The sequence below is a fragment of the Actinomycetospora chibensis genome, from assembly GCF_028737215.1.
Lineage (GTDB): Bacteria > Actinomycetota > Actinomycetes > Mycobacteriales > Pseudonocardiaceae > Actinomycetospora > Actinomycetospora chibensis.
On the sequence record NZ_JAQZAM010000021.1, the window covers coordinates 1 to 13,626 of the forward strand.

The 13,626-nt window shown below is 76.1% G+C and carries 14 protein-coding genes; 5 read left to right on the plus strand and 9 right to left on the minus strand.

Features of this window, described 5'->3' with window-relative positions; genetic code table 11:
- Positions 1-77 precede the first annotated feature (77 nt).
- Together PH189_RS25340 and rfaE2 are read right to left on the minus strand one after the other, a co-directional pair.
- On the minus strand, positions 78-902 hold the full coding sequence (locus PH189_RS25340) for a glycosyltransferase family 2 protein (RefSeq protein ID WP_274191631.1): 825 nt from the start codon (positions 900-902) through the stop codon (positions 78-80).
- The gene (gene rfaE2, locus PH189_RS25345; protein WP_274191632.1) at positions 899-2,437 is read right to left on the minus strand and encodes a D-glycero-beta-D-manno-heptose 1-phosphate adenylyltransferase; all 1,539 of its coding nucleotides are present in this window, start codon (positions 2,435-2,437) and stop codon (positions 899-901) included. The genes PH189_RS25340 and rfaE2 overlap by 4 nt, the downstream gene beginning before the upstream one ends.
- 143 nt (positions 2,438-2,580) lie before the next feature.
- On the opposite strand from rfaE2, the gene PH189_RS25350 reads away from it, so the two are divergent.
- Positions 2,581-2,979, plus strand: a complete 399-nt coding sequence (locus tag PH189_RS25350) for an STAS domain-containing protein (protein WP_274191633.1) — start codon at positions 2,581-2,583, stop codon at positions 2,977-2,979.
- A gap of 47 nt (positions 2,980-3,026) precedes the next feature.
- Here the strand turns inward: PH189_RS25350 and PH189_RS25355 are convergent, their stop codons facing one another.
- The 7 genes from PH189_RS25355 to PH189_RS25385 all read right to left on the minus strand — a co-directional run bounded on the left by PH189_RS25355 (position 3,027) and on the right by PH189_RS25385 (position 9,801).
- Positions 3,027-3,716 carry an SDR family oxidoreductase gene (locus PH189_RS25355; RefSeq protein WP_378015041.1) on the minus strand — a complete coding sequence of 230 codons (690 nt, stop codon included), beginning with the start codon at positions 3,714-3,716 and terminating at the stop codon, positions 3,027-3,029.
- Positions 3,710-5,110 (minus strand): PfkB family carbohydrate kinase, encoded by a 1,401-nt coding sequence (locus PH189_RS25360; RefSeq protein WP_274191635.1) that lies wholly within the window; start codon positions 5,108-5,110, stop codon positions 3,710-3,712. Before PH189_RS25360 ends, PH189_RS25355 begins: the two co-directional genes overlap by 7 nt.
- On the minus strand, positions 5,107-5,718 hold the full coding sequence (locus PH189_RS25365) for a D-sedoheptulose-7-phosphate isomerase (protein WP_274191636.1): 612 nt from the start codon (positions 5,716-5,718) through the stop codon (positions 5,107-5,109). Before PH189_RS25365 ends, PH189_RS25360 begins: the two co-directional genes overlap by 4 nt.
- Positions 5,715-6,959, minus strand: coding sequence for a glycosyltransferase (locus PH189_RS25370; RefSeq protein ID WP_274191637.1), 1,245 nt, complete (start codon positions 6,957-6,959; stop codon positions 5,715-5,717). The genes PH189_RS25365 and PH189_RS25370 overlap by 4 nt, the downstream gene beginning before the upstream one ends.
- Positions 6,960-7,071: 112 nt before the next feature.
- Positions 7,072-8,139, minus strand: a complete 1,068-nt coding sequence (locus PH189_RS25375) for a glycosyltransferase (RefSeq protein ID WP_274191638.1) — start codon at positions 8,137-8,139, stop codon at positions 7,072-7,074.
- A 52-nt stretch (positions 8,140-8,191) separates the two neighbouring features.
- On the minus strand, positions 8,192-9,256 hold the full coding sequence (locus tag PH189_RS25380; RefSeq protein WP_274191639.1) for a glycosyltransferase family 9 protein: 1,065 nt from the start codon (positions 9,254-9,256) through the stop codon (positions 8,192-8,194).
- Positions 9,253-9,801, minus strand: coding sequence for a D-glycero-alpha-D-manno-heptose-1,7-bisphosphate 7-phosphatase (locus tag PH189_RS25385; protein ID WP_337994193.1), 549 nt, complete (start codon positions 9,799-9,801; stop codon positions 9,253-9,255). The genes PH189_RS25380 and PH189_RS25385 overlap by 4 nt, the downstream gene beginning before the upstream one ends.
- A gap of 231 nt (positions 9,802-10,032) precedes the next feature.
- Here PH189_RS25385 and PH189_RS25390 point away from each other — a divergent pair, with 231 nt between their 5' ends.
- The 4 genes from PH189_RS25390 to PH189_RS25405 all read left to right on the plus strand — a co-directional run bounded on the left by PH189_RS25390 (position 10,033) and on the right by PH189_RS25405 (position 13,511).
- A complete protein-coding gene (locus PH189_RS25390) occupies positions 10,033-10,515 on the plus strand; it encodes an ATP-binding protein (protein ID WP_274191640.1) in 483 nt (160 codons plus the stop codon).
- 254 nt (positions 10,516-10,769) lie between these two features.
- Entirely contained in the window at positions 10,770-11,507 is a 738-nt protein-coding gene (locus PH189_RS25395) for a SigB/SigF/SigG family RNA polymerase sigma factor (protein ID WP_274191699.1), read from the plus strand.
- On the plus strand, positions 11,504-12,505 hold the full coding sequence (locus tag PH189_RS25400) for a glycosyltransferase family 9 protein (RefSeq protein WP_274191641.1): 1,002 nt from the start codon (positions 11,504-11,506) through the stop codon (positions 12,503-12,505). Before PH189_RS25395 ends, PH189_RS25400 begins: the two co-directional genes overlap by 4 nt.
- Before the next feature lie 196 nt (positions 12,506-12,701).
- Positions 12,702-13,511 (plus strand): DUF2127 domain-containing protein, encoded by an 810-nt coding sequence (locus PH189_RS25405; protein ID WP_274191642.1) that lies wholly within the window; start codon positions 12,702-12,704, stop codon positions 13,509-13,511.
- Positions 13,512-13,626 lie beyond the last annotated feature (115 nt).

The following is a 13,626-nucleotide window of genomic DNA, read 5'->3' on the forward strand; positions in this document are numbered from 1 at the left end:
GTGTCCGCGATGTGCTGAGACATCAACTGTCTCCGATGTCCTGAGCACGAGCAGGGGCCTATAGGCCCCAACATCGCTCACGTGGGCAGGGCGTCCACGGCCGAGACGCCGCGGTCGGGGAGGGCCGTGGGGGACTCCTGGTGGTACGCGCCCGAGGGCAGGATGCCGGCGGCGCCGCGGCGGGCCATGACCTGCTGCTGGGAGTGCACGTCCTCGCCGTGGGCATCGGGCGGGAGGTCGCGCCAGAACTCGAAGCCGCCCGCCTCGACCAGCGCGGCGCGGTCGAACAGGACGCAGCCCGCCAGCCACGCGACCTTGTACGCCACGTAGGACTCCGGCGACGGCGTCGGGCGCCCCGGCCCGTCGAGGTCCAGCGACTCGGCCAGGTGCAGCCCGTTCGCGGCGTTGTGCAGGCGCCACCGGTCCCAGCCCGGCCCGTCCTTGACCAGCGCCTCCGGCGACACCGGCCCGTCCCACGCCGCGAACGACGTCACCTCGTGCGGCCGGCGGTCCTCGGCGTGCCCGAGCGCCTGCATCGCCGCGCCCACCACCCCGCAGCCCAGTTCGCCGAGCGCCCGGTGCAGCCGCGCCAGCACACCCGGCTCGAGCCACACGTCGTCGTCGAGGTAGAGCACCGCCGGCGACGTGGCGCACGACAGCAGGAAGGCGCGCTGCTCGGCCATCCCGCGCGGCGGCAGGTGGCGGTGGAGGTCCACCGAGACCCCGCGCCGACGCAGCCAGCGGATCACCGTCCACGCCGACGGCGTCTCCCACGAGGGGTCGCCGTCGGACTGGTCGGAGATCGTCACCCGGTACGCCACGCCCGTCTGCGCGGCGAGGCCCGCGAGCGTCGTCGCGAGCTCCACCGGACGCCCCCGCGTCGGGATGAGGACGTCGATCACGACCCGCTCCGGATGCGGTCGACCAGCGACGTCGTCGACCGGTCGGGCAGGTAGTCGAGGATGACGACGCGCCCGCCGTAGGCGGTGACGGTCGCGGTCTCGCGCAGCATCTCGGGGGTGTAGTCGCCGCCCTTGGCGTAGACGTCCGGGCGCAGCAGGTCGAGCAGCTCGGCGGGGGTGTCGGCGTCGAACGCGGTGACGTGGTCGACGCAGCTCAGGGCGCCGATCACCGCGGCGCGGTCGGCCAGCGGGTTCAACGGGCGTTCCGGGCCCTTGAGACGCGACACCGACTCGTCGGAGTTCAGTGCCACCACCAGCACGTCGCCGAGGCGCTTGGCCTGGTTGAGCGACGCGACGTGGCCGCGGTGCACGACGTCGAAGCAGCCGTTGGTGAACACCACGCGCCGCCCGGCCACCCGCTGGTCGTGCACGATCGTGGCGAGCGAGGCCGCGTCCAACAACGGGCCCTCCGCGGCGGCGACGCGCTCGGCGAGCTCGCCGGTGCCGCACACCGAGGTCCCCGGCCGGCCCACGACGACGTCGGCCGCGGCCTGGGCGAGCTCGACGGCGGTGGCCGCCGGCGTGCCCGCGGCCAGCGCGAGCGCCAGCGCAGCGGTGAACGTGTCGCCCGCCCCGCAGGTGTTCGCCTCCGGCGCGGGGCGCGCGAACGTGCGGTGCGTCGGGGAGCCGTCGTCGGGCAGCAGCAGGGCCCCGTCGCGGTCGAGGGTGACGACGACCGACGCCGCCCCGGACCGTTCCCGCAGCTCGGGGCCCGCGGCCTCCGCCGCCGCGACGCGGTCGGGCCCGCCGAGCTCGCGGCCCAGTAGGAGCTTCGCCTCCCCGGCGTTGGGGGTGACGACCTCCGGGCGTGCCGGAGCCCAGCGCGCCGGGTCGTGGGCGTCGACGACCAGCCGGCAGCTGCGCTCCCCCGGGGCGTCGAGCAGGGAGCCGACCAACGCCACCGTCTCGTCGTCGACGATCCCGCCGCCGTAGTCGCAGACGACCACGGCGTCGGCGCCCTCGACCGCCGCGCGCAGGGCGTCGTGCACGGCCGCGCGCCGGTCGGCGTCCAGCGGTTCCCGCGACGACGTGTCGAACCGCGCGACCAGTGCCTCGTCGGCGAGCACCCGCCGCTTGGCCGCGGTGGGGCGCGAGGGGTCGGTGACGACGCCGGCGGTGCCGACGCCGAAGCCGGCGAGCACCTCGCGCACCGTCGCCCCGTCCGCGTCGTCGCCGAGCACCGAGACGAACTCGGTGCGGGCGCCGAGCGCCGCGAGGTTGGCGGCCGTGTTCGCCGCGGCGCCGGGCGAGCCGTGCGTGTGGTCGACCTCGACGACCGGGACCGGCGCCTCGCGCGAGAGGCGGCGCGACGGACCGGTGAGCCACTGGTCGAGCACCGCATCGCCCACGACGACCACACGCGGGGCGACCGCGGCGAGACGCGCGGGCAGGTCGGCGGCCAGCGGGGCGAGGGCCAGGTCGGGCGACTCGGGTCGCGACCATGCCTCAAGGCGCGACATCTCGGGAGCAGCCATCAGCGGACCGTCCGTCCGGGGGAACACGGCCGGGTGCGGACGGGGGTAGGGGTACCTGCCGACCGGCGCCCGGCGGGCGGTCTGGGTACTGTCGCTCTCCGCTCCGTCTCCGGCGGGGTGACCCATCCGTCACGGGAGTGCCGATGGCCAGCGACGCGCCCCAGCCCTCGACGGGCCCCGACACCGTGGGCCCCGACGACCAGACGACGATCGACGCCCGCCTCCTCACACCGAGGGTGGCGGTCGTGGCACCGGCCGGCGACGTCGACACCGCCACGGCCGGACCGCTGCGCGCGGCGATCGGCGAGCAGGTCGACGCCGGCGCGGTGCACGTCGTGCTCGACCTCTCCGGCGTGGAGTTCATGGGGTCGGCCGGCCTGGCGCTGCTCATCGCCGAGCGCGAGGCGGCGATCGCCCGCGAGGGCGAGCTGCGGCTCGCGGGTGTGCCGCGCACGGCGGGCCGGGCGCTGAGCCTGACCGGCCTCACCGAGCTCTTCGACACCTACCCCGACGCCGAGGCCGCGGCCGCCGACCTGAGCTGAGGCCACCTGGGCTGAGGCGACGTGCACTGGGGCGACGTGCGCTGACCTCACGGGTACGAGCCCTCCTCCGACGACGTGACGACGAGCTCGCGCACCTCGCTGCCGGCGGGTCGCGTCAGCGCGTAGAGCACGGCGTCGGCGGTCTGCGCCGGGTCGTTGAGCTTCGCGTCGGCACCCGGCTTGTACTGGTCGGGGCGGTCGTCGAAGAAGTGCGTCCACATGCCGCCGGGGACCAGCAGCGTCACCCCGACCGTGCCGGCGGTCTCCGCGGCGAGCGCGCGGGTGAAGCCGACGACGCCGAACTTCGAGGCGCAGTAGGCGGTCGCGTCCGACACGGCCTTGACCCCGAGGGTCGAGGAGACGGTGACGACCTTGCCCCGGCGCTGCTCGAGCTGCGGGAGGGCGGCGCGCACGACGGCGGCGGTGCCCAGCAGGTTGACCATGACGACGCGGTCCCACTCGGCGGCGTCGACGTCGACGAGACGCCCGCAGCGGTCGATGCCGGCGGCGGTGACGACGGCGTCCAGGCCGCCGACCCGGTCGCTCGCCCGCGCCACGGCGTCCTCGGCGGCACGGGGGTCGGCGAGGTCGACCTCGACGAAGGCGTGCCCGGCGTCGGGGGCCTTGAGGTCGAGGACGACGGGAGTGCCACCGGCGGCGGCGACGGACTCGGCGACGGCGGCGCCGAGGCCGGACGAGCCGCCGGTGATCAGGACGGTGCCAGGGCTGGTCACGATGTTCCTCCAGTGGGGACGGGTTCGGGTTCGAGGCGGGCCAGCAGCCGCGTGGACGAGCGGCCCGCGTGGTACGGCACGGCGACGACCTCGCCGCCCCAGCCCCGTACCAGCGGGGTCTCGGGCAGCTCGTCGGTCGCGTAGTCGCCGCCCTTGACCCAGACGTCGGGGCGCAGGCGCTCGAGCACCGTGCGCGGGTCGTCCTCGTCGAACACCTCCACGGCGTCGACGGCGACGAGCGCGCGGAGCATCTCGGCGCGGTCGGCCTCGGCGACGACGGGACGGTCGGGGCCCTTGAGCCGGCGCACGGAGGCGTCGGAGTTCAGGCAGACCACCAGCACGCCGTCCTGGCCGGCCAGACGTCGCGCCGCCGCGAGGGTGCGGGCATGCCCGGCGTGCAGGAGGTCGAAGCAGCCACCGGTGGCGACCACGGTCGCGCCCCGCTCGCGGGCGGCGGCGACGACGTCGACGGGGGTGTCCGTGGACGTCGGGTCGGGCATGTCGTCGAGCGCGCCCGCCCCGCCCGCAGCCACGAAGTCGGCGGCCGCGGCGACGGCGGCGCGCACGGCGTCGTCGAGCGCGGCGCCGTCGGCGAGGGCGACCGCGGCGGTGGCGGCGAACCGGTCGCCGGCCCCGCACGGGTCGCCGCCGCGGGCGGGCTCGGCGGGCGTCACCGAGGTGCCGGTGGCCCCGCGCAGCACGGCGCCGCGGCTGCCCGCGGTGACGGCGACGGCGTCGACGCCCCAGTGCTCGCGCAGCGCCTCGCCCAGCGCGGCGGGTTCGTGCGGGAACCCCCGTGAGCGAACTTCGGTGCTATAGCCCCGGACTTCGCTCACGTAGCCGCGCGCCTCCGACATGTTCGGGGTCACGAGCGTGGCGCCGGGGACGGGCGGGGCGCCGTTCGGGTGCGGGTCCCAGACCAGCGGCACCCGGGTCGCGGCGGCGGTGAGGGCCTCGCGGACGGCCGGGTCGGCGGTCAGTCCACGCCCGTAGTCGGAGACCAGCACCGCGCCGGCCCCGGCGATGGCGTCGAGCACAGGGCGATCGACGGCGACGTCCCCGAGCCCGCCCGCGTCCACCCGCAGCAGCACGCGGTCACCGGCGAGCATCCGGGTCTTGGTCGGCGTGGTCCCGACGGCGGTCGCGGCGACGACGTCGACGCCGACCAGCAAGGCGCGCAGCGACTCGGCGTCCTCGCCGAGCGCGGTCACGAGCCGCACGGGTCGCGACGAGGAGCGCGCCGCGAGCAGCGCGGTCAGGCCGGCGCCGCCCGGGCGCTCGCGCCTGCTCTCGGCCGCCAGCACCGGCGCCGGCGCGTCCGGGCACAGCCGGTCGACGGCGCCGTGGACGTCGACGTCGCGCAGGCAGTCGCCGACGATCACCAGGGGCGCGCTCACGGGACCAGCTCCTGGGTCGCGCGGGCGGAGGCCGAGACCCGCGACGCCAGGGACCGGTCGACCATCTCGCACAGCAGGTGCACGGTCACCAGGTGCGCCTCCTGCACCGACGGGGTCTCCCCCGGCAGGCACAGTGCCTCGCTCGCGGCGTCGGCGAGCGGGTTCGGTCCCGGTCCGGTCAAGGCCCAGACGGTGAGCCCGAGCGAGCGCCCCGCTTCGGCCGCGGCGACGAGGTTGGGGCTGCGGCCGCTGGTCGAGAGCAGCATCAGGACGTCGCCGGGACGGCCGTGAGCACGCACCTGGCGCGCGAAGACCTCGTCGTAGCCGTAGTCGTTGCCGAGCGCGGTGATCGCCGACGTGTCCGCGTGCAGCGCGATCGCCGACAGCGGCTCGCGCTCGCCGCGGTAGCGCCCGACGAGCTCGGCGGTCAGGTGCTGGGCCTCCGCCGCGCTCCCGCCGTTGCCGGCCGCGAGCAGGCGCGAGCCACGGCTCAGGCGGGTGGCGAGGTCGACACCCCAGCGCTCGATGCGTCCCGACTCCCCGGCCAGGCCGTCGAGCGTGGCCCGCAGCCCGCCGAGGTGCCGGTGCACGATCCTGTCGGCGCTCATGCCGGGCTCCCCGTGGTCAGCACGCCCGGGGACACCGTGGTCGATGCCACGACGCCCGCGTAGGCCTGCTCGTGGGCGGCGGCGACGCGGTCCCAGCCGTACTCGGCGACCGCGCGACGCCGCCCGGCCCGCCCCAGGGCACGGGCACGGCGGGGATGCGCCCGCAGCGCGTCGAGCGCCGCGGCCACCGCGGCCGGGTCGCCCGCCGGGACGTGGTGGCCGGTGACGTCGTCGACGACGGTGTCGGCGAGCCCGCCCACGGCGGCCGCGACGACGGGGCGCCCGCAGGCCATCGCCTCGAGCGGGACGAGCCCGAACGGCTCGTAGACCGGGACGCAGGCGACGGCATCGGCACCGCGGTAGAGCGCGGGCAGCGCGTCGTGGGCGACGGCCCCGAGGAACGTGACGCGGTCGGCGACGCCGGTCCGCGCGGCGAGCGCCCGCAGGCGGCGGACCTCGGGATCGTCGTCGAGACGCCCGGCGCTCGGGCCGCCCGCCACGGTCAGCTCGACGTCGCGGGGCAGGCGCCCGAGCGCGGCGATCACGGTGTCGACACCCTTGCGCGGCACCAGCCGGCTCACGGTGAGCACGCGGAACCCGCCGCGGCCGGACGTCGACGCGGCGTCGCCCGCCGGCGTGAAGTGCCCGACGTCGACCCCGCAGGGCACGACCGTCACCTGCTCGGCGGGCACGCCCAGCGCGGCGAGCTCGTCGGCCTCGTCGCGGCACGTCGCGAGAACCCGGTCGACCGAGGCACCGAGATCGCTCTCCGCCGCGACCCGGCGGGCCGGGCTCGTGTCGTCGGCGCCTTGGTGGCGGCGCTTCACCGACCCCAGCGCGTGGAAGGTCTGCACGACCGGCACGCCGAGGGCCCGGGCCGAGGGCAGCGCCGCCAGCCCCGACATCCAGAAGTGGGCGTGGACGACGTCGGGTCGTTCCGCACGCCAGCAGGAGGCGAGGTCGGCCGAGAACGCATCCATGAGGTCGACGAGCTCGTCCTTCGGCAGCTCGGCCGCCGGTCCGGCGTCGACGTGGTCGACCACGACACCGGGGGCCATCGGCACCCGTCGCGGCGTGCGCGGGTCGGTGCGGCGGGTGTGGACGACCACCTCGTGCCCGGCGTCGGCGAGCGCCAGCGCGAGCGCGCGCACCGCGACGTTCTGCCCGCCGGCGTCGACGCCGCCGAGCCCGTTGGACGCCACCAGCGGGCTGGCGTGCTCGGAGACCATCGCGATCCGCATGCGCGCACTCCTCCCACGACCCCCGCGCTGGGTGGTCGCGTCGTCGCTCGGGTGGCGCCACGGGCGCCGGAGAGGTCACGACCGGCGGGTGCCGGTCCAGGGGGGGAAGGGGTCAGCCCGCTGGCTGGAGCCGACCCGGTCCACGGGCGAGGGCGGCGTCCTCGTCGACGCCGCCGGGTCCGCCCTCGACGACCTCGGTGAGCAGCCGGCCCCAGTCGTGCAGGAAGCGGTCAACCCCGTGGCGGGCCAGGGCGGAGGCCCGTCCCGCGGCACCCGCGGCGCGGGCGAGGTCGGGGTCGTCGCGGAAGGTCCGCAGACCCTCGTGCAGGACCCGCAGGTCGGTGGCGACGACGCCGGCGTCGGCCGGCACGTCGACCGCCACCTCGGTGGTGGCCAGGGCGACCACCGGCATCCCGAGCATCATCGCCTCGATCAGCGACAGGCCCAGGGACGTCCAGCGCACCGGGTGCAGGTAGACCCGTCGGCGCGCCATCTCGGTGTGCAGGCGGTCCTGCGGCAGGTCGCCGCCGATCGCGACGTCCGGGTGGGTCACGGCCTCGCCCAGGCGCTCGCTGCCGATCCCGAAGACGTCGAGACCGACGGTGTCGGCGAACCCGGCCAGCAGGTCCGTGCCGGTGACACGTCCGCGGCGCACCGGCTCGTTGACGACGACCGCCGCCCGGCCGATCTCCCCGGTGTAGCGGTCGCCGGGATCGAGCACGCCGTGCTCGATCACCCGGGTCGGCGCCCGGCCGGTGTCCCACGCCAGGGCGTTGAAGTGGGTGACGTGGACGACGGGGATGTCGTCGCGATCGGCGAGCGGGTGCCGCGTCGTCGGCACGTCGCCCTTGGGGGTGTTGTGCTCGACGAACACCGCGGGCAGGTCGACGCCGGGGCGACGACCGGTCCAGCGTTCGGTCAGCTCGATCTCCTCGGGCCGCTGGAGCACCACCGCGTCGATCTCGTCGGCGCGCTCGCGCAGCTGCTCCGGGGTGGCCTCCAGCGCCCGTGCCGGCCAGTCCCAGGCCGCCGGACGCCCGCCGCCCCAGGGGCCGCCCTCGGGCAGCACCGGGAGCAGACACGTGTGCCGCCCCTGCACGAAGGCCGTGCTCCAGGAGCCGTGCACGTGCCAGTGCAGGACGGTCCTCGGAACGGACGTCGCGGCGGGCGGGAAGGTCACCGGCGAGGTATTGGTTCCCGCCCGGGACCCATAAACTTCTCCCCGGGAACTACTACTCTCCGTAGATCAGGGCGCCGACCGCGGCGACCACCTGATTCGCTCGCACGCTGTCGAGACACGGATGACCAGGCACGGGACAGTCCCTCGCGCGTGTCCCCCGGCACGGCGCCCCCTGATCACCGAGCAGAATTCGTCGCACTCCGTAAGGAGCCCACCGTTCCGGGGGCACCACGGGGGCGAACAACGAGACGACCGGCACACCCACCGCGGCCGCCAGATGGGCGGGTCCTGTGTTGCCCACCACGACCGCGCGCGCGCCGGCCAGCACGGCCGCCAGGGCACCGAACGACGTCCGCCCGCCGAGATCCACGCCTTCGCGTCCGGCCACCCGTGCGGTGAGCGCGGCCTCGTCCGGCGCACCCGTCACGACCACCCGGTGGCCGGCGGCCGCGAGGGCCGCGACGCCCTCGGTCGCGCGGTGCGGCGACCACGCCCGTGCCGGCACCGAGGCCCCGGGGTGCAGCACAACGTAGGGGCCGTCGACGCCGTGCGCGGCGAGCGCGTCGGCGGCCTCGCGGCGGGCGTCGTCGCCGACCGTGACGGCGAGCCGCCCGTCGTCGCCCTCGGGGAGCGCGTGGCCGGCGCGGGCGGCGATCGCGAGCGCGCGCTCGGCCTCGGGGAGGTCGTCGGGCAGGTCGACGGTGGGGTCGAGCGCCGGGTCGCCGGGACGCAGGCGGACGTCGAGCAGGCTGCCGGGGTAGTCGACCGAGGCCGCGGTGATCCGACCGACGCCCGCCATGCGCAGCACCAGCGCGGTCGGCAGCGGCGACTGGTGGAACGAGGTGAGCACCACCGCCTCGTCGGCCCCCAGGGCGGCGAGTGTGTCGACGACCTCCTCGGTGCCCTCGCGCGTCATGGGCGGCGGCTCGCCGTCCACCCAGGGACAGCGCCACATCACGACGGCATCCACCCCCGGCAGCAGCCCGGCCGCCTGCCGGCCGCGCGGCCCGACGACCATGACGACCTCGTCGGCGCCCGCCGCCACGGCGCGCACCGCCGGCCCGGCGAGCAGGACGTCGCCGTCGCTGTCGAGGCGGACGACGAGCACCCGGCTCACGGTGCGGATCCGGAGGGTCGGAACCCCAGCAGCGCGACGGCACCCGCCAGGTCGTCGGCGAGGATCCCGCGCGCTGCCGCGTCCTCGATCTCCTCGCGGCGGGTCGCGGCGGTCGGCACGAGGACCGCCCGCGCCCCGGCGGCGTCGGCGGCCCCGACGTCCGCGGCGATGTCACCGATCACGGCCACGTCGGCGGGCGCGACACCCAGGGCAGCGGCCGCGTCGAGCACCATGCCGGGCGCCGGCTTGCGGCAGGCGCACCCGTCGTCGCTGCCGTGCGGGCACCACCGCCACACCGCGAACGGACCGAGGAGCTCGGCGACCCGGGCGTTGACTGCCTCGACCTGCCCGGCGTCGAGCAGGCCCCGCGCGATCCCGGACTGGTTGCTGACGACGCCGACCGGGACGCCCGCCGCGCGGACACGCCCCAGCGCCGCCGCCGCGCCGGGCATGGCGCGCACGGCGTCCGGGTCGCCGTTGTAGGGGACGTCGACGACGAGGGTGCCGTCGCGGTCGAACAGCACCGCACGGGGTCGGGTGCTCACGGTCCGGGAGCACACCACGGACCAGGTGGCCCCGCACCGCCCGCCCCCGCGGTGTGGGAAGCGTGTGGCCCGCGAGCCGCATCGGTTTGTGGGTGGGGGCCCCGGGTACACGCCCGGAGACCGGGATTCGCGCCGGTCCTGTCCGCCCGAACCGGACGCGACCGCCTGGAGGGAACCGCGTTGATCCGTACCCAGCCCCCTGAGGACCGGGGACCGGGTGCGCCGCGTGACGTGGAACTGCGTGTCCTGGCCCAGCCGGAGGCGCTTGTCACCGTGCGCACCGTGGCCGGCGATCTCGCGGCCCGTGCCGAGTTCCCCCTCGACGCCGTCGATGATCTCCGGCTCGCCGTGGACGAGGCGTGCACGTGCCTGGCCGGGCTGGCCCGCCCGGGCACCAAGCTGACGGTCACCTTCACGGTGGACGACGACCGGATCACGGTCACCGCGTCCGTCTCGACGACGGGACCGACCGGCCTGCCCACCACGACGTTCGCGTGGCGGGTGCTGACGGTCCTGGCCGACGACGTGCGGGTGCTCTCCGAGGCGCCCACCGCTCCCGGTGAGGCGCACCGCCTGGCCCTGCGGATGACGTTGGTCCGTCCCGCGCTCGGGGCCTCGCTCGGGGCGTTCGGGGCCTGCGACGCCGACGCCGCGGCGCCCCGGGACGCCGCCGTCTCCTTCATGCCCGAGCGTCCCGGGAGCCCGGGGCCGTGACGCCGTCCCCCGACCCGGCGCCCCCTTCCACTCCAGAGACGACGGATGTGACCTCCATCGACGCCATGGCTGCGACCACCACGACGAGCGACACGGCCGACGCCGTCGCCACCGCCGAGTCCGACGACACCGCCGACTCCACCTACTCCACCACCGACACCGCCCCGCGCCCGGCCGCGGACACCGCGACGAAGGACAACGGCGGCCGGTCGAACGGGCGGCGCAGCTCCTCGCGGGGCGAGTACGACCACCTCATGCCGAAGCTCGCCGAGCACGCCAAGCTCGAGATGGGCTCCCCGGAGCGGCTGCGGCTGCGCGACGAGCTCGTGCGCGGGCACCTGCCGGTCGCCCAGCACATCGCGCGGCGGTTCTCGCGGCGCGGCGAGCCGGAGGAGGACCTCGAGCAGGTCGCGACCCTCGGACTGATCAACGCCGTCGACCGGTACGACCCGGACCGCGGCACCGACTTCCTGTCCTACGCGGTACCGACGATCACCGGCGAGGTCCGTCGCCACTTCCGTGACCAGGCGTGGTCGATGCGTGTCCCGCGCCGGCTCAAGGACCTCAACGTCACGCTGTCGGCGGCGATGTCGCAGATGTCGCAGACCCTGGGCCGCGCCCCGAACGCCCCCGAGCTGGCCGAGCACCTGGGCATCTCCAAGGAGGAGGTGCTCGAGGCGCTCGAGGCGTCGAACGCCTACCGCAGCGGCTCGCTCGACGAGATGCTCGTCGACGACCCCGACTCCGGGAAGGTCTCCGACCTGCTCGGCGAGGCCGACGCGGCGCTCGAGCAGGTCGAGTACCAGCAGACGCTGGCCCCGCTGCTGGAGAAGCTGCCCCAGCGCGAGCGGACGATCATCAAGCTGCGCTTCTTCGGCAACCTGACGCAGTCGCAGATCGCCGAGCACGTCGGCATCTCCCAGATGCACGTCTCCCGGCTGCTCGCGAAGACGCTGGTCCAGCTGCGCGGGGACGTCGGCGACGCTCGGTGAGCCCCCGCCCGACGGCCGTCGTCCTGCGCGACCTCGGCCTGGGCGACCTGCTCGTCGCCGTCCCCGCCCTGCGGCTGCTGCGCCGGGCCCTGCCCGACCACGAGATCGTCCTCGTCGCCCCGGACGCCCTCGCGCCCCTCGTGGCGCGCATCGAGGCGGTGGACTCCCATGTGCGTGATCTTCTGGGCTATCGCTCAGAAGATCACGCACGACCCGACGTCGCCGTGAACCTCCACGGGCGTGGGCCCGAGAGCCACGCGCGCCTCGACGCGCTCGCCCCGCGCCGGCGGATCGGGCACGCGGCACCGGGCTGGGACGGGCCGGCGTGGGTCGACGACCCCGCGCGCCCCGAACGACAGCGCTGGTGCGACCTGCTCGTCGAGACCGGACTGGTCGATGAGGTGAACGACGCCGACGACCTCACGCTGCCCGGGCGCCGGGCCGTCGCCTCCGGGCCCGTCGTCGTGCACCCCGGCGCCGCCTACGGCGCCAAACGCTGGCCGGCGCCGCGGTTCGCCGCGTGCGCCGCCGCCCTGCAGGCGCGGGGTCACCCGGTGGTCGTCACCGGCGGCCCGGGTGAGCACCGACTGACCGCCGAGGTCGTGGCCCGGGCGGGACTGCCCGTCGACGCCGACCTCGGCGGGCGCACCGACCTCGCCGGCCTGCTCGACCTCGTCGCCGCCTCCGCGCTCGTCCTCGCGGGTGACACGGGCATCAGCCACGTCGCGACGGCCTTCGGCACGCCCTCGGTGACCCTGTTCGGCCCCGTGCCCCCGACGCAGTGGGGTCCGCCCCCCGGCGGCCCCCACGTCGTGCTCGGCGACGACACCGTCCGGCGCGGCGAGCGCTTCGCCGACGACCCCGACCCCGCGCTGCTCGCCGTCACCCCCGACGACGTCCTGGCCGCGCTCCCCTACCCCGCGGTCCCCTACCCCGCGGTCCCCTACCCCGCGGTCTCGAGCATCGTGGGAACCCCTGTCGGTCGCCGGCGCTCATGAGGACGCGGCGGCGGCCCGGCGTCTGCCTCGTCCGCGACGCTTCGGTTTCCGAAGCATCTTCGGCTCCCCGTCGGTGGGCCGCTCTCACGGACGGTGCGACGCGGCGCCGGCGTCCACCTCGTCCACGACGCTTCGGTTTTCGAAGCTTCTTCCGCACCCGTGTCGGGCCAGCCGTGTCCGCCTAGCATCACGAACCGTGAGGCTGCGCTACGAGCTCCTGGGCTGTGCGCTGCACGGGCACGCGCTCGTCGGCACCGACGCGGCCACGGTCCGTGCTCAGGACGCCCAGCTCGTGCGGGAGGACGCCGACGGCCTGCGCTGGCACCGCTGCCTGCGCTGCGACGCCTGGGAGCCCCGCGCGGCGCCCACGACACCCACCCGCGACACCCCGCCGGGCCCCGACGAGATCGAGGTCCCGCTGCGCGGCCGCCCGCTGCGCGACCGCTACGTGCTGCGCCTCATCGCCCTCGACCGCACCCTGCACGTCGTCGGCCTCGGGCTGCTCGGCACCGCGGTGCTGCTGTTCGCCGCCTACCGCGAGAGCTGGGGCCCGACCGCGGGCCAGATCGTCGGCATCCTGCAGGCGAGCCTCGGCGGACCGGTCGGTCACGGCGGCCCGACGCTGCTCACCGAGGTGGAGCGCGCCTTCGCCGTTCCCAGCGCCACGCTCTACTGGCTCGCGCTCGCGCTGCTGGCCTACGCGGCGCTCGAGGCCGTCGAAGCGGTCGGGCTCTGGTACGCGCGGCGCTGGGCGGAGTACCTGACGTTCGTCGCCACCACCGTCCTGCTCGCGCCCGAGCTCTGGGAGCTGAGCCACGGACCGACGCCGACGAAGATCGCCGCGCTGGTGGTCAACATCGCCGTGATCGTCTATCTCCTCGTCGCCAAGCGCCTGTTCGGGGTGCGGGGCGGCGGCCGCGCCGAGGAGGCCGAGCGCGCCCACGACACCGGGTGGCCCGCGGTGGAACGGACCGGTCCCGGCGTCGATCGGCTGACGTCGCGCTGACGACTCGTCACGTGACGGCGCCGATCGGCCGTCCGAGGTATCGGACGCATGCCCCGACGAGATCCACGCCGGCCGCGCCGGCCCTGGCGATCGCCGCTCGGCTGTGACCCGCGCC

Excerpts from the sequence above, each read along its gene's own strand:
- rfaE2 (WP_274191632.1), bottom strand. The coding sequence starts at position 2,437 with ATGGCTGCTCCCGAGATGTCGCGCCTTGAGGCATGGTCGCGACCCGAG.
- PH189_RS25350 (WP_274191633.1), top strand. The coding sequence starts at position 2,581 with ATGGCCAGCGACGCGCCCCAGCCCTCGACGGGCCCCGACACCGTGGGC.
- PH189_RS25365 (WP_274191636.1), bottom strand. The coding sequence starts at position 5,718 with ATGAGCGCCGACAGGATCGTGCACCGGCACCTCGGCGGGCTGCGGGCC.
- PH189_RS25370 (WP_274191637.1), bottom strand. The coding sequence starts at position 6,959 with ATGCGGATCGCGATGGTCTCCGAGCACGCCAGCCCGCTGGTGGCGTCC.
- PH189_RS25395 (WP_274191699.1), top strand. The coding sequence starts at position 10,770 with ATGCCGAAGCTCGCCGAGCACGCCAAGCTCGAGATGGGCTCCCCGGAG.